This is a genomic window from Gammaproteobacteria bacterium, assembly GCA_029881255.1.
Classification (GTDB): Bacteria; Pseudomonadota; Gammaproteobacteria; order S012-40; family S012-40; genus JAOUMY01.
Window position 1 is genome coordinate 14,113 of record JAOUMY010000002.1, and the last position, 23,172, is coordinate 37,284.

Consider the following 23,172-nt stretch of genomic DNA (forward strand, 5'->3'; position numbering starts at 1 on the left):
TAGTGGAAGCCGCCTTGTCCTACTTCTATTTTTACTTTTTTAACTAAAGAAACCTCCATTATTAAGTACACATCAAAGCGGCAATGAACTTTACTGTAAAAACTTTCTACATGCCTGCTCTTTCGTAAAATAGGTAGGCAAGATTGGCGTTTCTCCCTGCAAGTTGTTCGAAGTTTACCAAGTGCTTGTAGCCTGATTGATCGAGTGATTTTATAGCATCTTGTAACTCCGTCATCTCATCCACTGCTTTGCTCATATGACTGTCAATCATGGCAAGATAAGAACGAGTTGGAAACTCAAATGCTTCCAGGCTTGCTGGTTGTCCATGACCAGGAATAAAGACGATATCTTGGTATTGTTTGAGTGCATCGTATGCAGCGAGCCAATTTTTTACATCGCTTACGTCGAGTATTGCCAGCAAACGCTCGCTATAAAGAAGGTCACCTGTGTAAACCAACTTGTCATTAGGAATCTCAACGATCAATTGAGCCGGGGTATGGGCGGCACCCATGTGTCGTATATGAATGTCCAGGTTCCCCAGATCTAATGTAATATCATCTTCAATAATACGTGTTGGTTTTTTCGGCAATTTGACGTCACTGGGTTTCTTCTTGAGTATATTTTCAATCGCCATCGCGAATAAATTACCAGAGGCCTCCATACGTGCAACTGAGTTTTTGTGAGCTATCGTCTCTGCTCCCGAAGCTGCAAATACGTCGTTGCCCATATACCTATGCGGTTGCGAGCTGGTATTGATTGCGTAACGTATGGGTAAAGGAGTGATTTTCCTAATGTGCCCAAGCATTTCCTTCGCCATTTCCGGTGTATAACCGGTATCAATTACCGCTACCGCGCTAGAACCAACCACAAACACGAGATTCATGCGATAGCCGTGGTTCTTTTCACTTGGTCCTTCAAGTGGCCCAATCCAGGCGTAGACATGTTGGGACAATTTTTGAGGTGACGGTAAAATGCTGGTGCTTGCGACAACAGAGTTGCCTAGAAGCAAAAGCAAGACGACAGTGACTGGAACAATAAGTACAAATTTGGTGCTAGACATGCCTATCTCCTTGATTATTTACAGTATTTATTCTTTCCAGAAACTATATTATAAATACTACGCAAACGTAACATATATTACGTCATGTGTGGATAGACCGAGTTGCCTGCGCTTGGTTGATTCAACGATTTATTGATAAACAAGCGACATTTATTTGGCTGGATAAACCAGAGGAATGTCCGCAAGATGCGCTCGGATTTGACTTTAACGGGGCGCAATTTACGCATGCAGGAGATAAAGTCAGTTTTGAAGTGCTTATGTTTAATTTTCATCTTGAGAATATTCCTGGCCTAAAGCAAATAGCCGATATTATTCATTTCCTGGATTTTGGGGGCATACCTGTTCCACAGGCCAAAGGACTTGAAACGATACTCCTCGGAGCTCGTGAACAATGAAAGGATGACGACGAGTTGCTCGGGGAAATGGCAAGAGTATTTGACTTGTTACTTAGTGCGTTTGCCAACATCAACTGACACTGGTCCATCCGTGTCATTGTGTAACTGTCCCCTAAACTAAAGGAAACGGCCTGGCGACCTTTTTTGGATTCTTGATCTATATTGTCACACCATTAATCGCTTGATCACCGTCCCCTGCGCAACCGTCATATTCATCTCCGCCACTCGTTTGATCAGCGGCTTGAGAGGCGATAAATGCCATCAATCATTCAGCATTCGGTATGAGTATGCAGCTAGACAACAGTGGCTGCATGGGAAAGAGGTGGGTAATACTCCCTATACCATTTGTGAATTTATGCACAGAAAATTCTATCGTTCAAGTTTACGCTTATTTGCAAATAAGCACCGGGGTGTAATCCCCCATTTTTTCTTCACGAAAATTTATCGCTTGAAAGCACAATCGCGCCCGAACGAACTGGCGGGTAATTTTTCTGTCTGCAAAAATAGAAAACGACTATCCGAATTTGTAATAGGATTTTTACTTATAGCCTCTTTGACTTGCCAGGGGGGATTACTTATCCGCCCGTTGAAGGCGCCGGATATACCGGTGGAAAATTGTCTGCAGCAATCGACGACATGGAAGTGCCAAGGCTGTTGTCCTGAACATCGCCGGTAAAAACTAACGGCGTTTTCCCGTGGACGACAGTTCCATTTGCTGACGACGACACTCGCTCAACACCACGCCAAAGGCCACCGACACATTCAGACTCTCCACATCACCGGAACCGGGAATCGCCAGCACCACATCGGCGTTTTGCGACAGACTCCTGCTCACACCGCTGCCTTCCGCACCCATCACGACCAGCGTACGCTCCGCGAAGCGATGGCGGTATAGCGAATCGCCAGTGGCTGCCGTGGCCACAATCGCAAAGCCCAGATCTCGTAATTGCTGCAGATCCTTATCGCGGTTGGATACGGCGACCAGATCCACATGCTCTGCCCCGCCTTCCGCCACGCGACAGGCCGAAGGCGACATTGCAGGCAGACGACCTCTTTCGCCAACGACGTACCGCACACCAAAATGGGCGCAGGTACGCACGATGGCACCCAGGTTGTGCGGGTTCTCGACTCCATCCAGATAGGCGATCGAAACCGGACCTTTCGTGTTTTTCAATGCATTTTTTAGCTGCACGACGCTAACACTTTCCTTCTCATGCGCCAGCACGCAAACGCCCTGATGGTGAGTCGCCTCGGTAAGCTTCTCCAGATCGAGATCCTCCACCACATGGTATGCCTTACGATTAGCCGCCGCCCATTTCAGCATTGGCCCGAACTGCTTTACACGCTCCTCGGTAATATAAATACGGATGACGTCCGCAGGCCGGCGTTTCCAGATCTCAAGACAGGCGGCAGTACCGTAGTACTTTATCTCGCGCGCGGTGGGGCGCTCGGGGGCCCTGTCATGAGACTTGTTCCGGGCACGAACCTGGGTATAGGGATTCGGGGCTAATTTCTTTTTGGGGCGCTGGTTCACGATACAGGTCTCAGATGACAGATATATGGTGGGCATAATTTACGCGATTTTCGATAGTCGGCGAAAGTGGGTTTGGAAAAAAGTAATCTTGCCGACTGTACTCTTTTTCCCGAGAATGCCTGTGTTGGTTTAACGACTCACATTACGCTGAACGGCGAAATCCCCGAAATTATAATTTGTTATGCCCCCTGTGCAATGAAGCTGGATTTGTCCGCATACGACGGCGCGGGTGGATTTGTCGAAAAGGGGCATATTAGGGCTCTTGATCGCGCGCAGCTTGAAGGCGCGGGAAATTTCGTCTCACTGGAAAACGACTTTCTCGCGAGTTTCCGAGGTAAAGGTGTGGGCGTAGTGTATCTCGATGACCCCATGTCCATCGCCTGGGAACGACATCTAAACGATCTTCTACTCTGTGATGATCAGACATTCCTTGCCGACGAAATGAGTAACGTTGAGTATGCACTGGCGCAACTGGTACGTAGTCTCTGGGGAATACTGGTTTATCAAAATCGTCTTCGGTGGAGACAGGGAAAATCTCATGCCTACCTGGTCCTTCCTCGTCAATTTCATGTCCGACAAGACCAGGCTCGACAAACACGATCTGAAGGCGAAGAAACCTGACTATCTAAAATACTTAGACGCCAACTCCCTCGGCACCGACCTCACCTGGGTTCGCCTGGGTTCGCCTGGGTTCGCCTGGGTTCGCCTGGGTTCGCGAAGTTTACGGCTCATGGAAAAAATGTAAACGTCGATAATCGACGCCTCGCCGAGAGGTAATGTGGACGTCTTAAAAAATCGCGCCAGCGAATACTAGTGGGAGACCGTGGACTGTGCTATCTGGGTAAACCTACGTCAGCAAATCTATCCATACGGTCAATAATCATAAATATGTTCCAGTTTCATTCCTGCCGCTTCTGCTGATTTCAGGGCGCGGGAAAGATTATTGACCTTACAGGCGAAGACCAAGCGCTTTTGGTTCTCCGGAGCAACAACCATAGAGCTGAACAAAAAGTGGGCGTCGGCGAGTTTCTCTTCCCTATCTTTACCTGTAATGAATGAAATGAGTATATCGTCGTTACCCGATATCTCGTGAATTTTTTTAAGATGCGGTAGCAACTTCGGCATAATCTCGGTGAAGTCTCCCCAGCGATTTACCGTTATAGCGAGTCGATGACTACCGAAATCTTTCAGAATTTGAATTCGCTCATCGATGTGGGAAATTTTTTCAGGGTCGGCGGTTACCGAAAGCGTCACAAGGCCATTTGAAGGATCGTAAGCGTTGCGCGCGCCGAAGCCTATGAGTGTGGCGTAAATGGATTTGAATACAAACTCCGTAGTAAATATCAACTTGCGTTCAAATTTACGTATAAAGTTTCGATCAAAAAATGGGGTATCAACCCAAATACGCTTCACCCATGGCAGAAACTGAAAATTGTACCAGGGCTCAATATTGATTAAATCCCCGTATGCCTGATGGGCTTGGCTGATGAGCTTGTCTTCTTGCGTAAGCTCACTTGCGCTCCAAAAGCTAAAAAGTCCTATCGTGTTTTCATAGATACCCTTCAGTAGATATTCAACAGTCGTACTGATACCTATCACATTAAGCATAGTGATGTAGTCCGGATTTTCTGGGTAAACACCTTCAGTTAAATTCACCACACGATCGTATAGTGCCCAATACTCATCAATGCTCGCGAAAAAGGGAAAGTTACTGGGATTATTTCCACTGGCGAGAAACGAGGCATATTCATTCGGGTTAAACACAAGATACCATTCGGGCAGAGAAAGAAATGTTTGCTCCTCTCCTTTCAGGTATTGATCCTGGCTCGCAAGAAATTCTTTCACAGTGCGTTCAGTGCTGGGGTAATACTTTTCCCAGAGCTTATTACGAAATCTATATTGAGGATCGACTTTTTGTTTGATATCAAAATATTTTTGCGCCTCAGGGTAGGCTAGGCGAAACTGGGCTTCACTTGCATGCGGTTGATAAGGTAGATAATAAGCGCCGTTAACAGATATTACCGCATCAATCATTTCTCGCGTCCATTCGGCCACTTTGTCGCGACTGTCCTGATCAGTTTTCTGTTGATAGTAGACCACAAAGGCGAATACTTCATTGCGCGCCCACGCGAGATAGGAACCTGAGTCTTTCTGGGCGTGCCGTATTGATACATTCAAGACCTCGACGTCGTGCTTACTGAACACATCACGCATTTTCGGTACAAATTTTTCGAAGTTCTCGACCGGTACGAAGTACTCCTGTAGAACATAGGTTTTTTCGCTGCGATCACCACTACCGAGTTCGCGAACATCGTAGCTCGCCTCCCAGTTGCGCCAGACTACGCGTTCGGGAATATAGTAGAGTGGATCGAATATATACTGGCGAACCGCTTCTCCGAATGGCATGGCCGCGGTCATATCGATGAGCTTGGGTAGCCAGAAATACTCTCGACCCTCTGGGATTAGTCGTTCTTCACTTGTGACTTCCTTATCAGTGATATTCCAGCTTACATCGCGTACGGTGTCATAATCCGGTGGATAGAGATCACCATTATGAAAAACAACGTTTTGGTCATCGCGAATTTTGTTGAAAAAATGGGTTTTGTATTCAGAAACCGGCATTACAAAAGTTTTGCGCTCTACTGGTGTATTATCTGCCAAGTCTAGTGTAACCTCAGCAATCACGCCGATACCGCCATAGCCGCCGATAGCGGCATAAAACAAGTCCTGATTTTTTTCGACGCTAACGTCGACAACACTACCATCGGCAAGTACCAATTTCAGGCTTCGGACCGATGATATGATCGGACCATGTCCAATATAGCGACCGTGTACGTTGACACTGACTGACCCACCGACGGTGAAGTCTGCATAGGTCTGCATGATTTTCACTGATAGGTTATGTGGATCTATATACTGCTGTAATTTGCGCCAGGTGATACCGGACTGTACTGTGATGTGTTTGTTCTCGGCAGAAAAACTAACAATCTGATTAAACTTGCGCATGTCTAGATGCAGACTGTTTTCAAGAGCAGTCTGACCACCCTGGCTATAGCGACCGCCTCCAATTGAAACGGCACCGTCTGTCGACCTTAGCGCGTCTGCTATTTCGTCTATTGTGGTGGGTTGAATTTCTCGTGCAACATAGACAGGGTTTAACTGGGTGATGTCATTTACAAGGGGTTGGTCGAGCTTTCCGTCGTAGTCAGGATCGCCTGACAGCGTGATGACAGCCCAGGTCACTAACATCAGCGTAAAAGCGACGGCGAGAGCAGCCTTCAGCAAGCGAAAAATTTGACGCTTAAATTTAGACATCCATGGCACCTTTCTTGTATTTACTGATAGCCAACCTTAGAAAAATCACAGAGTCGCAATACCAACGAGGAAAAAATGACGCATATAAACGATCATCGTCGCCAACTGCTCAAAGGTCTTTTGGCCCTGCTTGTTCTGGTGCCACAACGCATACCTCTACTCGCAGCACCTTTGCCCAATGCAAAAACGGCACCCGTCGGGAATTTTCGTTATATTTATCAGAATCCATCTTTGAAGAAGGCATTTCTGGAATTTTACACTAATGTCTTTCATCTGTATCCGGAACACGAATTTCATCGGCTAGTCGAGGAACTGACTCAGCGCCATGAGTCGGATAGAGATATCTACCAAAGCCTGCAACAGTCTCTGAACGACATTAGCCCTTTTTTAGTGGATCTACGCTTTGCCGTTCCAGCATTGAGAAAGCAAAAAGCCGAAATGACTCGCCAGACGCTATACCTTGTTGACTCCACGCGTACCTGGGATGGGTATCTTGAAGTTGGCTCTACTGGTCGCTACATCAGCCAACTACAGGAAAAGTTGCAGATTCACGGAGAGAAATTTTTGCTACATACAGTGGAACCTGGGTACTCCCCGGAGGACATACTCGAACGTGGTCAGTTGAACAAATTGGGCAAATTTGTCGACATGGGCAATTATACTGCTCAATTCACAAACACCATCCCGGCGAATTCACTGGACTTGGTAACCGTCTATATCGGTTTCCATCATTGTCCAGTGGACCAACGAGAGGCATTTATTGGCGGCCTCAGGGACTTGATTCGACCGGGAGGAAAGTTAGTACTGAGGGATCACGACGCACACAACGAGGACTTGCGCAGAGTCGCAGCACTTGCCCATGATACATTTAACGCGGGTACTCGGCAGCCCTGGAAAGCAAATGAAGTCGAGTTACGCAATTTTTATTCACTGGATTATATAATTCACTTTCTGGAAAAGCTGGGGCTGCGCTACGATGGCCGAGTATTCTTTCAAGCAGGCGACCCAACCCGGAATGGGCTCATGTCTTTTACTAGAGTGTGAGGTTAATGCCTGTACTCAAAAGAATTGATATAAATGCCATTCGTGTCCGTTCCTTAAAAACCGTCAGGGGTCGATTCATATACATAGCCAGTGCCGACGCGTCTCACAAACGGCCCTGTACCAGCTGATGAAAATCATGTTAGAAGCTTTTGCGCCCAGGAATAGATGCAAATGGAAGAAGATGACAAGGCGACATAAACGACCGATACGGGCTACTAACTAATAGATGAAAAGTCAGATTTACAAACCGCGTAAAAACACGTCAGGAACATTCAATTAACGACTCCATGACACTAACACTATTTGTTGCGCTCTATTTGGTGGAAATGCTGATATTTTTCTGGACAATACGCTGGAACGGCGCTGAGTGGATGGAGTACCGGTTCAGGGCTGGTATCTTCTTCGGCTATTTCGCAATCGGATGGAATGCTGAACAGATCAAACTATATGCCTGGCTTTGCGGAATTCTCTCTACGATATATTTTGTTGCCGGATTGATAAAGCCAGAATTGCGATTTCTGTAGCATATAGATTGTGTAGTTAGATGGGCGACTATCCAACAGCCTTCAGGCGCATAGTTCTAACTCGATAGCGCGTTATCAATCGCCTGGAAACTCCCCTGTCCACAATCATCCAACAGACCTGTATTAGTGACAGTCTCGAAAATACTGACCGTCAGTAAGTCTTAATTTTGGCTTATAATAATTCAGCCTCTCAAATGGGACTGAACTTCTCTAGAGAATTTGGCTTGGAATTACTCTCAAAAATGACAGGACACTACAATATGTTCAATAAAAAGCAAAAAATAGTTACAAAAACGCTAATGCTTGGCCTCGCACTCCTCACATCATCGTCAGTATTTGCAGATCATAGCAACTCTGCTTTTCCGGGCGTGATCGAACCCTGCGAGCAACTTTGGCTCGTTAACGACCCTAATAACGAATTTAAAGATCCGAACAACGGCGGCGAGTGTATCGATATTCCGGTTAGCTTCAAGAAAGCGAAAATCGTTTTCAATCTGGACAATCTTGTATTTAATCCAGATGGAAGCCCAACGGGTCTGAGACACATGTTCATGTTCGGCAGCATGGTAAAACATCGCATTGCATTAGGTCAGATCGATCCTGAAAATGTTGCTATCGTTGGTGTAATCCACGGTGACGCTCTGCGTGCGAAATGGGCTTTCAAGAATATTCCTGAAGGCAACAATCCTGTGACACCCTGGATCGAGAAGATCCTTCAGCTACGCAAAGATGGTATCAATATTCAAATTGAAGCCTGTGGCGCAGCACTGAAAGGCATGCAGTTAAACGGTGCCAAACTGGCTAACGGTGAACCCATAGATGAGAGAGCGATCTATGCCAGTGAAAACGGTAGAATATACCTGAATCAAGGCGCTATTGGCCGTATTATGCAGCTACAACAAAACGGCTTTTCCTACTTTCAGGAAGACTAGAAAGATACGACGGCAGGCATGAAATAAAACTAAATCAACATTCTTCAAATTTTTCACGTTATGAGGGCTGCTTTAATGGTAGCCCTTTTTTTCGCGTAGAACTAAATTCCTTTGTTCAGGCGTCTTAGCAGTTATAGTCTCGCTGCGAGTATTAGATATACAGAGACTACGCGTTGTCAAAACATTAGGACGACCTTTTCCGTTCTTTAAATTTAGAATAAGGCCTGGTGCTATTGTAAGACGTCTTCACGAAACTCACTTCCTTATATGGGACGGTAATGTTTCACAACTATTGCCGCGATAGAAGTCGTGAATATTCAAGCTTTTCTCGCGTCTGTCTCACAAAGGCGCGATGCCCGAGCAGATTTGTTTGTAATGGTCAGTACTCCCTCTCATTTCCCTATCATCTCCTATCAGACAGTCAAAAAACGGCTGGAGTCAATATGGGGTCTCTGGACCTAGGCGGGAGGAATCTGTTCGAAGGCGGAAGTTGGCACAAAAAGATCGGCTTTGCCCTCTTTTTTTGATATAGTACAACGCGCTTGGCGGGACATATAGATTCAGTTAAAAAATAAAAATGGGCGTACTATGAAAGCATTCAGAATGGCTGCACTTCTTTCTTTCCTTTTTCTATCCACTTTACTTACTTCCTGTGGCTCCGGCGAAAAAGCTGACCAGATAACATCTATCACCATAGAAAAAGAAGATGGCTATCTGGAAATTGGTACGTTCGTAAGCCTCAAATTAGTTGGCAAACATGATAACGGCAGTTCAGCCATAGTGACAGAGGGCATTAAGTGGTCCGTCGATAACGAGGCCATTGCCAGGGTAAATGAAACAGGTGAACTGCTGGGTGTAGATCTGGGTACAGTAAAGGTCACGGCGACACTTGGAGATTTATCTGACAGTATTTCGGTGACCACTAAAATCCCGCAATCTGAATTGAAAATATCTCTGCCCGAGGGCGCCATTGTTGTCGATGGAGGCACTGTAAAATTATTGCCTAAGATGGAGCATGGTCTTACGAGTGCGCCACAGATTGATGGCGAGATTTTCTGGAGTAGTTCAGACCCTACTCTGGCAACGGTCGATACCGCTGGCAATGTGGCCTTGATTGCTCCCGGCAAGGTAACGATTACGGCGAAGTACGAGCATTACCAGGCAAGCATCACCTTCACCATTGGTGTCGGCGTTGAAAGTCTGCAGATGCAGGCCAGCAAAGAGCAGGTACTCGCCGAAGAAGAAATCAGTTTTACGGTTTTTGCGAAGAATAGAGATGGTTCGTCTACAGACGTGACGGATCAGGTACAGTGGTCAGTGTTTGGTAACGGACTTGAGCGTAGACTCGAGAACGTTTTTATAGCCGGTCCTGGCGCAACAACTGTTACCGTAAAGGCAACTTATCTGAATGCCAGCGTCAGTTACGAGGTCAAAATTCAAAACTTATTGCGTCTGTATGTAGCGAATGATTACGACAGCACGATTTCGCTACACTGGCCAAACACCGGCGCGCAAAGCTACAACATCTATTGGGCAGACCAGTCGGGCGTTGATATCTCATCCACAAAAAAATCTGGTCTGACGACAACGCAAAGCTCATTCACCGGATTAGTACCGGGAGAAGACTATTTCTTTCGCATTGCACAGGTACGTGATGGAGTTGAAAGTGAGCTCAGCGAAGAATTAAAGGTTCAACTACGAAAAAATCAGTGGAAAGATTCTATTTTTTTGGAATCACCACGCGAAGGTATGGCAGTAGCAAAGCTCGGATCGTTATTGCATTTAATTGGCGGCGCTGATCATGAGTTTCTTTATGACTGGAATGAAGCTATTGATCTCGATACATGGTCCGCGGGCGAAAAAACGGCCGCACCTTATTTCGGCCGAGGCATGGCGACGTGTAGCGATGACGAAACCGTGTTTACCTTCGGAGGTCTTGTGCTGGACGTAGATAATAAGGTCGTCGCTAGTGCAAATAGTTATTCGTCAGTATCCAATACCTGGACGAGCTACCCCGATATGCAAAAGCCGCGTTTAGGTGCCGTATGTGCGATAAGCGGCAACAATGTTTATGTGTTTGGCGGAATCGACGATCAGGTTAATTTTGTCAACTCCATCGAAGTGTTGAACTTATCCGCCGGAATCTGGCTCAGTGAATTTGAGCCAGCAACTCCGTATGCGGATATGACAACGTCAAGAGTTGAAGCTACAGCCACAGTCTATAACGGAAAGATTTATCTTTTTGGCGGTGTTGAAAATAGCGTCCTGTCCAGCGTAGCGATCTATGATATCGCCACTAACAGTTGGGGATCTGCAACGTCTATCCCAACGCCACGTTCCAACATGACCATGATCCGCTCTGGCAACAAGGTAACCCTGATGGGTGGTTATGATGGCAATGATTCTGCAGTACTGAATTTTACCACTCGAGTAGATCAGTTTGATCTTGAAACCGATACCTGGAAACCTCTGAGCCCTATGCCCTTTGGTCGAGCTGATTTTGGCGCAATTGAACACAAGGGAAATATCTATCTGTTTGGTGGACACTATCAGCAACAGATCATGAGTGAAATTTCCTACTACAATATTGCAGAAAATCGCTGGTTTCCACGCAAAATCAGGCCTCAGTTACTGGCATTTTCCTCAACTGCTGTCATCGGTGACTCAATTTACATGATTGGTGGCGACACAGGCACAAGCGATCAGACCGGTGCTGTAACACGATATGAGACCACTACTGATACCTGGCATTCCGTGGCGCCAATGAACAAGCAACGAATGTTGGCTGGCGCTGCCACGATCGACGAAAAAATTTATGTCGTCGGTGGGTATGATACATTTGGTGAAATCTCTAACGTTGAAGTATTCGATAAGACAACCGGTCTGTGGACCGCGCTTGCGCCTTTACCAACAAAAAGAGGCGCGCTAAGACTAGAGGCAGTTGCTGGAAAGCTCTACGCCATTGGTGGAACCGGAGATCCGAAACGAGTGGATGAATATGATCCGCAAACCGACACCTGGCTTAGAAAAAGTGATTTACCCGGTAGCAGAGCTGGTGCGACCAGTGTAGTCCTTAATAATCGTATTTATCTCATTGGTGGCACCGATCGTGATAGTGAATACAAAACAGTATTTCAATACAACCCCACCACCGATCATTGGTCTTCAGTAGCCTCTACCCGTGAGGAGCGTTATTTGTCTGACAGTATCGTCATCAATGGTCGTATCTATGTTTTTGGTGGAGTTATTGGTCAGCAGGTTCTGGATAGTGTAGAAGTATTTGACCCTTTGAAGAACCAGTGGCAATACGCCGCTGATATGCCGATACCGCGACACGCCGTACTGAGTGAGTTTGTAGGTAACACCGCCTATATTTTCGGTGGCTATACCAGTGAAAATTTACCCCGTCGGTCGATGAACTTGTTTGAGTAGATGGAAATGGCATTGTCATCGGCGTCAATGCTGCCGAATTCGTTTTGATTCGGAGTCTACGTGTAATTTTTTTACTTTGAATTATCTGCCGGACCTGCGGATCGGTACAACTGTCCAACACAAGGGGCGGAACTGGCTTCATATAGTCTCTGTCCTCACCTGTCTTTGCCCAGCAGACAACGCCAACGTCCTGTTCTAGTATCTAGCCTATTTCAGTATAGGCGAAGCAGTCACGCTACAATCCAATTATTTATGAGCCCGAAACATCAGGCGCCAATAACGCGATTATCAACTTGAATTCACCACTGTCGCTCAATTTTCTGAGCACATGCGTCTTTAGTTTTTATATATTGCTTAAACACGAAAATGTGGAATGTAGTTCTTATACTTTCACTTTTGCATGAGCACACAAGCGCGCCTAGCATAGTAAGATATTCTCTCTCTAAGCAAGAGTATGCCTTTATGTAAAGTTTTTCGCATCAATAATAGCGTGGACATCCCCCCTTCATTGAGGTAAAAAGAAACAATTAGAAAAGCGAGATCCTAGGTGGGTGGGAAGGAAAACACAACGAAACGCAAATGGATTGGTGATTTAACAGCGCTTTCTTATGGCAAGCAGTTGCCAATTCGGAAGCACAGTAACAATTATCAACAATAACAACCCATTACTTTTATGCATTCATGTTTTATCACAATTTAAGGCATGGGTTAATTTTCAAAAGGAGTTGTCAAATGAATAGAGGTATCTCATATGTCATGCCGCCCATTATTTTGCTATTAGGCGCATGTTCAACAATAAAAGTATCAACACCGGTTACACATCCTGCCGAAGTTGATATGAGGAATTATAAGAAAGTCGCCATTATGGAAATTGAGGGCAACTATGGTAGCCACTACCGCGACCGAATCAAAGCCAAACTAGCGGCTGAAAATAGTTTTGAAGTACTGGATTGCGCACCAATAGAGCGTGAAGTTAAGACAACAGAAGAAATAACAACTAGCAGTGAAAGGAATCGCAAGCTTAATGACATTGAAAAAGTTGCCGTAATTGCCGGGGTATTAACGGGACAAAACCTAGGTGTCACAACGACTACTCCGGTCGAAGAAAAACGAATTGTAACCAAGACACATATAGTTAAAGAGGAAAATCCTGCCTGCACGAAGGAAAAATTGCTTCGTACTGCGTTAATCACCGGTAAAGTAGCTGGTCAGTTCACAGATAAAGTAGATAGAGAATCAGCAACGTGCACAAGAGACAAAAAGAAATACCCATGTAATAGCTACACGCGCAAATCTTCTATTACTGCATCCGGTAGCATTGATCTCAAAGATGCCGAATCTGGGAAATTGATTCGCTCTAAATCGGTACAGGATATTTGCAAAGACAGTACCTATGCCACTGATCAAGCTCCTGCACAAATTAGTGAAACTACGTTGATTGAGAAGTGTGCAAATCAAAATTCGGTCGCTTTTTCCAAGATTATCACTCCCTGGACGGAGTATGTGCGGGTTGCATATAAAAAAGACGGTGATCTTCCCTCTCTTGAAAAAGGTATCAACCTAATCAAATTGGGAAAATATAACGAAGCAATTGCCACTTTTCAAGACGCTGTAAAAGAAGCAGAGAGTAAAGGTTTAAAAGGTAATGTACGGGCAAAAGCTTATTGGGATCTGGCCCTCGCATATGAATATAGCTGGCAATTTGACGAATCGCTTGCAGCAATAGACCAAGCCTATATTCTCGATAGTGATGATGATTATTTGCGTGAGAAGGCCAATGTCATGCAACTAAAGCAACAACGCGAAAAACTTCTCCAACAAAGCAGTTTTGCTGAAAACTAGTCCCTTCATACAAATGGGGAGCTAGTATGCTCCCCATCACTTGAATTAAGTATTACGTGCTCCATTCAATTTTTTGAACAATGGATTTGACCTGAAAAACACTGGCATTGACGGCAACTGCCACAGTTTACTAAAGATCTTTTCGTTTCCAGGTTTCCTGGTCGACAACGTACTCCCGATTTCTTGATAAACGGAACATGTCTATTAACGCATTCATGATTAAGATCGACAATCACAAGCACCGCTATCACCATTGAAAGTCGAAAATCTTGAGATAAATGTCGTTTGCCACCTATATTTTGATAATTGAAATGGGTGCAAGTGGAAAAAAGTGAATTAAACTTTCTTGTCTTAAAACAGTTTCGCCACTTTTTTCGGATCTTCCAAGAAAGGGAGGTGGCCTAAGTCGGGCAATAGGTGAAGATTCGTGGGACCAAAAAGCGCTTCGAACACGTGAGCAGAATGGACAGGAGTAATTTGGTCCTCTTGCCCCCAGATAATCGTGGTGGGGACAGCCGATTGACTCAGTTTCTTATAAACTTCCAGCCCTGAGCGAATCGGGAAGCTGTTAACCGTATCAAAAACGGCGTCTCGAAATCCCGGGTTTTTCATACTTTTCATCAACAATTCTCTTACCCTTTCCTGAATTTCTTCATTGGGAGAGTATCGAATGGATCGCTTGAGCAGCGACTTAGGGCCCAGAAGAGAAAACAAAACTTTCCCTAAGAGTGGCAGACTCATCAATTTCTCGCGCAACGTAAAGTGCGTATCGGCCCCATCCGGGGCCATTAAAACCACTTTTTGAATCTGGCGCGATTTCTGACGACTAGCAAACTCCGAAACCACCAAAGCCCCCGAAGCCAAACCGCAGAGGATAATGCCTTTTTGATTTTGAATCCCGATCACGTCGGTCAGTTGGTGTATATGAGCTTCGAAGTCACTATGGTGGCGATCAAAAAATGACTCTCCTCTGTTGGGCAAATCATATTGAACGGTCTGATAACCCTCATCTACGAGAACCTCCACCAAAGGATCCCAAACGTCACACGGTAGAGTTGCGCCAGAAACAAAAATAATGGTCGCACGCTCCGGGTCTCCTAATGTTTTGACCATCGTTTTGCCGGAGGAAGTTTCTAAGGTACTTATCGATGGCATCGCATGACTCTCGAAAGTTGAGTTGGATGAATCTACTAATATTCATTATCTACTCATTCCCGGCACTTGCCCATCTAAAGGCAACTATAGAAATTTGCCGGTCGTCAATTATCAATCTTTCACGTCTGGCCAATATAGCTATTCCGCAGTGAGCTCATTCGAGTCTAGCCCGTGATCCCTTTTTGTTTCCGATGCGTTTTCCCTAAAAATTGTTTGAATTATTTTTTTTATCAAAACCGAAGCCGCTATGCTGCCGACTTCGTCCCGTACGATACTGGCACGCGCGTTTTGCCGTCATTTGTAGGAAAAGTACCGATCACATTCAGTTGATCCACACCTGTACTTGTAGTTTAATTTCATGAAACTTTGCCTTTTACGGGTTTGACAGACAATCGTTTGTCGTGATGGCAAAGTGATACAGTACCATTTACTTACAATCGAAAGGGAGTTTCATATGCACGTCAATACGGCATTTTCAGAAGAAGGGCAAAACGTTAACTGCGCGCTCTGTACGGCCGCGGCCTTAACGGATCAGAGCTCTGGAGATGTTAACGCGGAATTGCAGCTTGCCTGTCCACCGACAAGCAGATGGGGGCCTTTTGAAAGTGATCAGGCCTTTGTTGTCTATACCACCCAGGGTCCGGGAAGAACTCGGCGTGTTACACTGCAAGACAATGCAATACAGCCGATTGCTGACCAAATGATCGGGATTGCAACATATGTGGCGCAGAAGTATGGAAATGGTACGCAGGTAAAATTTTTTGGGAATCCTGCCCATCGAAGTCGCGGTAGCGATGTCATCCCTGCTATGCTCCGCCAACCCGACGGAACAAAGTTTGCGGTGTTCACTTCAGATGGCTCATCCCTATATGGCGATGAGGCACATTGGATTTTCGCCCAAAAGCAAAATAACACCATTGAGTACCTCGATTTTCAGACTGACAAGCAGTTAGTGCGTAATGCCAGTCCGTCCCGCGCCAACAACCCTATGCGGCCCGGCGGAAGAGCATACACATCTGCGGACAACACCTACATGATTGCCATCGCATTTGGGACAAATCTTGCGAACTAATCGTCTAGCCCATGGTCAGTTCGCGTTTTCTCTGCATATGTAGGTAGAATCTGCGATCTGCCCCTGGATGTTTTACGAACGAGGCGTCACTGCAATTCTCGAGAAAAACCAAATTGAAGGGCGGCAATATTAATGCGATGGTAAACGGGCTGGGCAAGGAGCCTGTCGCCAAAGAAGCTAAACCACCGGTGTTGACTGAAGAACCAATCGCTTAACTTCAGACATAAAGCAGGGCATATCTTTGTCAAGAGATATGCCCTTTTTTTATTTCAGGACTGTTCAAAAACAGCGCTAGCATCGCTGTCTTTCTAATACACGCTATTTATCGAATTCTCTGCCGAAAAAAACGGCATATATATTGTACTGTTATTTGGTTTAGACAAGGAGGTCGCATGAAATCACCCCGCTCGCTTAGACATGTAGCCATTCGAGGTTTACTGGTAGCCGTTTCGTTTTTCCCCTTACAGGACGTGCTCGCGCTAGACTATTACGTCTCACCAACAGGAACCGCAACGTGGGCCGAGTGCACGGAAATTACCACGCCTTGCAACGGAAAGACCGCTGTCAGCAATGCCATGGCCGGTGATGTTGTCTATTTTAGGGAGGGAATCTATGACCCGGTTACGGACCCTCTTCAAGATTGGGTCGACACTCCCAACCAATTCAAGTACGAGAAGCTACCCTGGAATCCGCAACATTCCGGTACCGCTGAAAACCCGATTGTATTTAAAGCGTATGAAGGCGAGACGCCGGTATTCCTCGATAACATCTGGAGCGGCGCCTTTGGCGTTATCAATCAGGAGTGGATCATCTTCGACGGTTTTACCGGTACTATTGTCGATGACCAGGATCAGGTCATATCTCTTGTAGTCTTTCTAAATGCCGCCAATATCGTCATTCGAAACAGTGATCTTATGGGTGTTAAAAAAGCAACACACCACAACTCGGCCCTGATACGTTTGGACTATTCAGACAACATTCTTATCGAAAATAATAAAATCCATGACCTCAACAGTTACGCCGAAACAGACCCCGAGTTTGTAGAGCTAGCCGTTAATGCGTCCGGCATACTCAATTTCTATTCGAAAAATCTCATCATTCGCAACAACGATATATACAATAATCACTATGGTATTTGGGACAAAGACACGGAGCAAAATAACCAGTACTACAATAATCACATTTGGGGAGGTGACACCGCCTCTACTTATTGCGCAAGCGGTATTCAAATCAATAATCAGATCGACGAATACGGCGCGTCGCAAAACGCCCGCGCCTATCAGAACATTATTCGCGATTGCGCGGTCGGTATTTACGCCTATAATGGCGTTGCCATTAACAACAATATCAAGATCTACAACAACACCATCGTCAATCAGACTGCCAACGGAAACGTAGGAATATTTGTCAGCGAATCTTCGCTAGGTACGAGTGTCTATAACAACATTGTTTTCGGCTACGCACTTCAACTGAGATATTACACCCCGCTAAATGAGCGCGTGAGCCTTTCAGACTACAACCTCTTTTACAACGACACGACGGCAAGTTGGAACATTGACTACGTAACGACTTACAGCTCATTAAGCGAATGGACTGTAGCAACTTCGCTAGACGCAAACTCAATCGTTGCCGATCCCCTATTTACAAACGCCACCGGAAATCAAACTGTTGACTTCAAACTATCGACAAACTCTCCCGCCAAGGGCTCAGGAATGGCGAATGCGAACATCGGGGCATACCTTAGTGAAGAGTTGGTCATCGGAATGAACACAGCGAGTACCGATAGCGCGACTGAATTAACGGATACCCTGCAAAACAATTTAACCACGGAGACAGAAACAACCGTCCCGTCCAAGTGCTCCCTCAGCCTCGTTGGAATAGGGTTGCTTCTGTTTGGGGTGGTCGTTAGTCGGTATAGGCGCCTTGATTTAGAAGTTACTGTATTAAACCATCCAGGCAACATCTACGAGCGGCACAAATAATGCTTCCAGGCATATATTTCAATATCTTGCGTTACAACCAGCGAGTGGCTGACGGTGAATTCACCACAAAAACTAGATATTCCAACTCTGATTGCTCAGGGCCAACTGGATGAGGCAGAAAAATGCTGTCAAACACGCATCAGCAGTGAACAGGTAAGTGCCGAAGACTACTATCATCTCGCCATAATCTCCAGCCACCGACATCAGTTTCCGCTAACTATGGCCCATCTACACAAGGCGGTTGAATTAGCGCCCGACAATTTGATGTATCGGTTTGAATTGAGCAACCTGGTATTTCATCAGGGATCGCCTAAGGGAGCGCTCGCTTTATATCTACAGGCCTTTGCACGTCTGACTCGAACAGCCGATACAAATTTACGCAACATCTTTCTCGAGCTTTTAGAAATCATTTGCACTCGTCCCAACTCGCTTGAGGCCGGATTGGCTCCTCATATTGCAAATTTCGGCGCCTTGTATTCCGCTAATACGAATGAGGGTGAATTGAATTTGATGCTTGGTTTTGTTGCGCAACGACTCATTGGCCTGGATCTGGCAACAATGCCATCTCGCCTGCTCTACCTGGTATTTGAGCTACTCGGTTACTCACAAAAAGGTCGTAAGGAATATCTCGATCCAATCTTTAACACCGTAGCTCTCCCCCTGCTAAAAGCACTTTTGAAGAAGGAGAATTTTCATACCGCGCTTTTTCTCGAATACTTCATTTACATACAGCATGTAAAATCTGTAGAAACCGAACACTGTTTCAAAACCGTGTTCGAACAGTTGGCTCCACTGATGGATGCTGCAGGAAAACGCGTGAGTAGCGATATGCCATTGCCTCAACGGAATGCTGATCAAGAACCACGCATTGCCTTTTTCTTTCATAGCGGATCAATACTCGCGCACACGCAACTGGTGTTGACCACCCTAACGCCCCTCAAGGACATGGCAATCAAGCCATTTATCCCAGAAATCTTTGTCGCAGGAAATTACTGTAAAGATATGGACGAAGCATTTTCCCGTATAGACGTCAAAGTGCACTGGATAGGAAAACAGAACCAATCCGCCTACGACAAACTGCTTATGATAAAAGAAAAACTTCGTGCCGCATCGTTTGATGCACTTGTCTGGGTATCGCTTGGTGTTTACATGCCATTTGCGTTTGCCATGCGTATAGCGCCGGTTCAAATCTGGTGGGCGATGAAATATCACAGCATAAAACTACCATCTATTGACGGCTATATCACCGGCTATAGTATTTCCAAATTCAAGCATATCGATGGTCATATCTGGCGAACATCACGCTACGGTATAAGCGACTGGTACGATTCCGGGCTTGCAGATGAAGCCTCAACCATAGCCAAAAGTTATGGTGAAAATAAAACTATTCTAGGTTCCTTCGGACGCGAAGAAAAACTCGACAGTCCTCCATTCATTGAATCGGTATGCCAGCTTTTGAAAAACAACCCGAATACGGTCTTTCTCTGGACAGGGCGCACTGAACTTCCATCGATCAAACAGCTCCTGACTAAACACGGCGTGGAGAAACAGTCTCATTTTATCGGTTGGGTGAATACCAAAGTCTATGCCCAGGTGATAGACATTTTTGTCGATTCGTTTCCCTTTCCGTGCGGCTACACTGCATTTGAGGCCATGGCAGCAGCAAAACCTGTAGTGTTTTTTGATAGCCGAGAGGCCTATGAAACAGGTATCAACGGCATGATAAAGCCCGTAATCGATGGTGAGATGGGAACACCAGAAGAGCAAGAGGATATCCGCAACATTTTTCAGGGCAGTGACCTCTACCCCCTTGCCAGCAATACGGAACAGTATATTTCACTCACCCAGCGACTGATAGATGACCCTGAATTTCGCAACGCCGTCGGTGAATCCAACAAACGATTTATGGATGCCTATTTATCCGACGCGCCGGGAATGGCTCATGGATACTGGGAACATTTTCTTGAAATTATTGACGAGAAAAGGGAGAAGCAGAATTTTTAAATACCCTTTTCTAAAACCTGAGCTAGCGTATGGTGACGCCCTGGACAAGTATCTAGGGGAGCTGGAAAGGACGCACATCTATACCAACTACGGCCCCTTGAATCAGCGTTTTCAGCAACGCCTACTATCCGAACATTTTCAGGATACGGGTCACTGCGTCACCGTCAACAACGCGACTTCCGGACTGATTGCCGCGATCTCTATGCTGAGGCGCCAGCGGCGCAAGTTCGCTTTAATGCCAAGTTTTACCTTCGCTGCGACTCCTCTGGCCGCGATGTGGGCTGGACTTGAACCGTTCTTTGTCGATGTCAATCCGGACACCTGGAATATGTGTCATCAATCACTGGAAGACGCGATAGCGATACTCGGCGATGATGTTGCCGTCATTGTACCCTACAGTGCAATGGGCAATCCGATTGATGTAGACTACTATGAACAGCACATCGCCAATGGATTGCCTGTTGTTGTCGACGCCGCCTCCAGTTTTGGAACACGCCAAAACGGTAAACAGTTTGGTCACGGATTCACTGGCACCGTCGTCTACAGTTTTCATGCAACGAAGACCTTCGGTATCGGTGAAGGTGGGCTGGTGTATAGCAGTAATGAGGATACCATTGCTCAGATAAAACGCTTTGGCAATTTTGGTTTTAACGATCAGCGGCTCTCCCAGTTTATGGGTATGAATACCAAGCTCTCTGAGTTTCATGCTGCAGTAGGACTTGCAACACTGGATACGTTCGAGCAGACGATACTGAAGAGACGGGAAACTCTGGCACAATATCGAAGTGCTATGGACCATCACCACATGCTTGAACGACAGTGGTGTGTTCCAAAGTCATCGGCCGAATTGTGCTATCAGTTTATCCCCATGTGTGCCCCTCCCGGCGTGGACAATATCGCCATAACACAAAAAATGGCGCAAAATTCGATCGAAATTAAGAACTATTTTTCACCCAGCTGTCACCAACTGCCAACCTTTGAAGAATTCGGCCGAGTGCCCCTGCCCCACACCGAACAGCTTTCCAGACGCGTAATCAGCTTGCCGGTTTGGTCTAACATGCCTCGTCAGGTAGTGGATGAGATTATGGAAACACTCAACAATGCCTAGAAAAATAGTGATATGGGGTTGCGGCGGGCACGGACGGGAAATCAACTATCTATGCGAGTTCATGGGTATAGAGGTGGTCGGCTATCTCGACGAACGCCCTGAGTTTAAGAATCGCATTATTGATGACCGCCCGGTGCTTGGTGATATACGAGATATCGATCATCTTGTCGGCCAGGTAGAAATTCTATGCACTGGCGTAGGGTCGCCCACGCTGAAAAGACACTTTTGTAATAAAACGCTGGCAAGTGGACATTGCATTGCTGACGCTGTGATACATCCAGACGTAAACATTTCCAATCGCAACTCCATCGGAAAAGGATCAGTAATTTGTGCAGGCGTAACTATGACCGTGAACATACACATTGGTGAGCACGTCATCGTTAATCGAAACGCGACACTTGGTCATGACGTGCAAATCGGCGACTATGCTACGGTATCGCCCGGTGTGAATATCAGCGGCAATGTCTCCATTGGCGTAGGGAGTTTTATCGGCACAGGTGCTTCAATACAGGAAAAAATTCGTGTAGGAGATGATTCGGTCGTCGGTGGTGGCGCCTATTTGAGGACTCATGTAGACGACAATTCGCTCTTCGTCGGTGTACCGGCAACATTTCTGCGCAAGGTCATCCCTTAAGTCCACTGTTAATTTTGTATTTTGTCTGAACCGGCCATTCGATATCCTGAACGGTGTGACGCTGTGCGATCAGAATATTACTGGCGTCTATCGGTCCATCAATGAACCGACGCGTCGGCGGCACAGAGATCAATTTTGGATCAACAACAGCATTGATTATCAATTCCTGAAAAACTATGTCAAATCCATTATCGGTATAGAAATCAAAGTAGAATGTTGGGTTCAAATTGTAGAAACCATGATTAAAACAACTGAATGGATTGCAATTCAATATAAAGCCACCTTCACGAACACTTAGCGCTATATTTTTTATCGCCTGGGCGATATTGAAACAGTGCTCAATGGTTCCACCGTCAATAATAATGTCATATTGCTGGTGAAACTTCTGGTCAATTGGATAATTCAAATCAAGAATAATTTCTGCGCCTCTTGCCTGAACAATATCGACGATATCCAGTTGGTACCCGAGTTCCTCCAGAAATGCACGCGTATCCGGGATACCTTCAAGGTGATTGTGCACGTTATGCCAGCGCATAATGGATTCTGATTCTTCATGATAGGGAATCTTTTCTCCTAGATTATTACCAAAAGTTTCACTCAGGAATTCACGGGAAACCAGCATGTCCGGGTAGCCTAGAGAGAGAATCTTCTTGGGTCTGTCCTTGACAGTCGAATCTATCTCACTATTCAACTTGTTAAACAGTTGCAACATAAATCGCGTAAATGCCATTAATCGATTCCTTTATTCGCCTCTTCTGATAGTAGTTAGCTATTGAAAGCAAATACAGAGCCAGCATCAGATGCTGAAAAACGACTGATAATTCCATTTTACTTTGGCGTCTATTATAGTAGATGGAAAGAAATCAACACTGTTCTACCCATTTTTGTGGCAATCTGAAACGCGAGACATGCTATTACTCCTTGACTAAGCGGGCGTTATAGCGAAACAGAAGACTATCTCTACCGAAGAGTATGAATGGTGCACATAGCTTTGTCCCGTGTATTCTACAGCCACTTGAAAGTCCGATTCCTCATATGTTAGAGCCATAGGTTTAAGTTATGTAGTAGAGGTATGAATGAAGTTAAGACGCGGAACCGTTACTTTTTAACTCAGTATCTATGCATTGACACAAACAAAT

Annotated in this window: 17 protein-coding genes; 12 read left to right on the top strand and 5 right to left on the bottom strand. The window is 45.7% G+C overall.

Going from position 1 to position 23,172, the window contains the following annotated elements; translation table 11 throughout:
- Window positions 1-106 precede the first annotated feature (106 nt).
- Entirely contained in the window at window positions 107-1,060 is a 954-nt protein-coding gene (locus tag OEZ43_05405) for an MBL fold metallo-hydrolase (GenBank protein ID MDH5545007.1), read from the bottom strand.
- Between the two features lie 86 nt (window positions 1,061-1,146).
- Here OEZ43_05405 and OEZ43_05410 point away from each other — a divergent pair, with 86 nt between their 5' ends.
- A complete protein-coding gene (locus OEZ43_05410; GenBank protein MDH5545008.1) occupies window positions 1,147-1,455 on the top strand; it encodes a chromate resistance protein in 309 nt (102 codons plus the stop codon).
- 679 nt (window positions 1,456-2,134) lie between these two features.
- Here OEZ43_05410 and OEZ43_05415 read toward each other — a convergent pair.
- A complete protein-coding gene (locus tag OEZ43_05415) occupies window positions 2,135-2,989 on the bottom strand; it encodes an rRNA methyltransferase (protein MDH5545009.1) in 855 nt (284 codons plus the stop codon).
- A 72-nt stretch (window positions 2,990-3,061) separates the two neighbouring features.
- On the opposite strand from OEZ43_05415, the gene OEZ43_05420 reads away from it, so the two are divergent.
- Window positions 3,062-3,610, top strand: a complete 549-nt coding sequence (locus OEZ43_05420; protein ID MDH5545010.1) for a hypothetical protein — start codon at window positions 3,062-3,064, stop codon at window positions 3,608-3,610.
- A gap of 252 nt (window positions 3,611-3,862) precedes the next feature.
- Here OEZ43_05420 and OEZ43_05425 read toward each other — a convergent pair whose 3' ends face one another.
- Window positions 3,863-6,304 (bottom strand): FAD-binding oxidoreductase, encoded by a 2,442-nt coding sequence (locus OEZ43_05425; protein MDH5545011.1) that lies wholly within the window; start codon window positions 6,302-6,304, stop codon window positions 3,863-3,865.
- Window positions 6,305-6,379: 75 nt separating this feature from the next.
- On the opposite strand from OEZ43_05425, the gene OEZ43_05430 reads away from it, so the two are divergent.
- The 5 genes from OEZ43_05430 to OEZ43_05450 all read left to right on the top strand — a co-directional run bounded on the left by OEZ43_05430 (window position 6,380) and on the right by OEZ43_05450 (window position 14,078).
- The gene (locus OEZ43_05430) at window positions 6,380-7,348 is read left to right on the top strand and encodes a class I SAM-dependent methyltransferase (GenBank protein ID MDH5545012.1); all 969 of its coding nucleotides are present in this window, start codon (window positions 6,380-6,382) and stop codon (window positions 7,346-7,348) included.
- Window positions 7,349-7,635: 287 nt separating this feature from the next.
- On the top strand, window positions 7,636-7,872 hold the full coding sequence (locus tag OEZ43_05435; GenBank protein ID MDH5545013.1) for a hypothetical protein: 237 nt from the start codon (window positions 7,636-7,638) through the stop codon (window positions 7,870-7,872).
- 260 nt (window positions 7,873-8,132) lie between these two features.
- Complete coding sequence (locus tag OEZ43_05440; protein ID MDH5545014.1) at window positions 8,133-8,804, top strand: hypothetical protein; 672 nt, start codon at window positions 8,133-8,135, stop codon at window positions 8,802-8,804.
- Between the two features lie 588 nt (window positions 8,805-9,392).
- Window positions 9,393-12,236: an Ig-like domain-containing protein gene (locus OEZ43_05445; GenBank protein MDH5545015.1), complete on the top strand. Its 2,844-nt coding sequence runs from the start codon at window positions 9,393-9,395 to the stop codon at window positions 12,234-12,236.
- A 732-nt stretch (window positions 12,237-12,968) separates the two neighbouring features.
- Entirely contained in the window at window positions 12,969-14,078 is a 1,110-nt protein-coding gene (locus OEZ43_05450) for a tetratricopeptide repeat protein (GenBank protein MDH5545016.1), read from the top strand.
- Window positions 14,079-14,429: 351 nt separating this feature from the next.
- Here the strand turns inward: OEZ43_05450 and OEZ43_05455 are convergent, their stop codons facing one another.
- Window positions 14,430-15,233 (bottom strand): alpha/beta hydrolase, encoded by an 804-nt coding sequence (locus tag OEZ43_05455; protein ID MDH5545017.1) that lies wholly within the window; start codon window positions 15,231-15,233, stop codon window positions 14,430-14,432.
- A gap of 454 nt (window positions 15,234-15,687) precedes the next feature.
- Here OEZ43_05455 and OEZ43_05460 point away from each other — a divergent pair, with 454 nt between their 5' ends.
- The 5 genes from OEZ43_05460 (at window position 15,688) to OEZ43_05480 (ending at window position 22,033) form a co-directional block, all read left to right on the top strand.
- Complete coding sequence (locus OEZ43_05460) at window positions 15,688-16,305, top strand: hypothetical protein (GenBank protein MDH5545018.1); 618 nt, start codon at window positions 15,688-15,690, stop codon at window positions 16,303-16,305.
- A gap of 392 nt (window positions 16,306-16,697) precedes the next feature.
- A complete protein-coding gene (locus OEZ43_05465; protein ID MDH5545019.1) occupies window positions 16,698-18,287 on the top strand; it encodes a right-handed parallel beta-helix repeat-containing protein in 1,590 nt (529 codons plus the stop codon).
- Window positions 18,288-18,341: 54 nt separating this feature from the next.
- A complete protein-coding gene (locus OEZ43_05470) occupies window positions 18,342-20,291 on the top strand; it encodes a glycosyltransferase family 4 protein (protein MDH5545020.1) in 1,950 nt (649 codons plus the stop codon).
- The gene (locus tag OEZ43_05475; GenBank protein ID MDH5545021.1) at window positions 20,230-21,399 is read left to right on the top strand and encodes a DegT/DnrJ/EryC1/StrS family aminotransferase; all 1,170 of its coding nucleotides are present in this window, start codon (window positions 20,230-20,232) and stop codon (window positions 21,397-21,399) included. Before OEZ43_05470 ends, OEZ43_05475 begins: the two co-directional genes overlap by 62 nt.
- Window positions 21,392-22,033, top strand: a complete 642-nt coding sequence (locus OEZ43_05480; protein ID MDH5545022.1) for an acetyltransferase — start codon at window positions 21,392-21,394, stop codon at window positions 22,031-22,033. Before OEZ43_05475 ends, OEZ43_05480 begins: the two co-directional genes overlap by 8 nt.
- On the opposite strand, the gene OEZ43_05485 is transcribed toward OEZ43_05480, so the two are convergent.
- Window positions 22,023-22,763 (bottom strand): hypothetical protein, encoded by a 741-nt coding sequence (locus tag OEZ43_05485; protein MDH5545023.1) that lies wholly within the window; start codon window positions 22,761-22,763, stop codon window positions 22,023-22,025. The genes OEZ43_05480 and OEZ43_05485 overlap by 11 nt on opposite strands.
- Window positions 22,764-23,172: the final 409 nt, after the last annotated feature.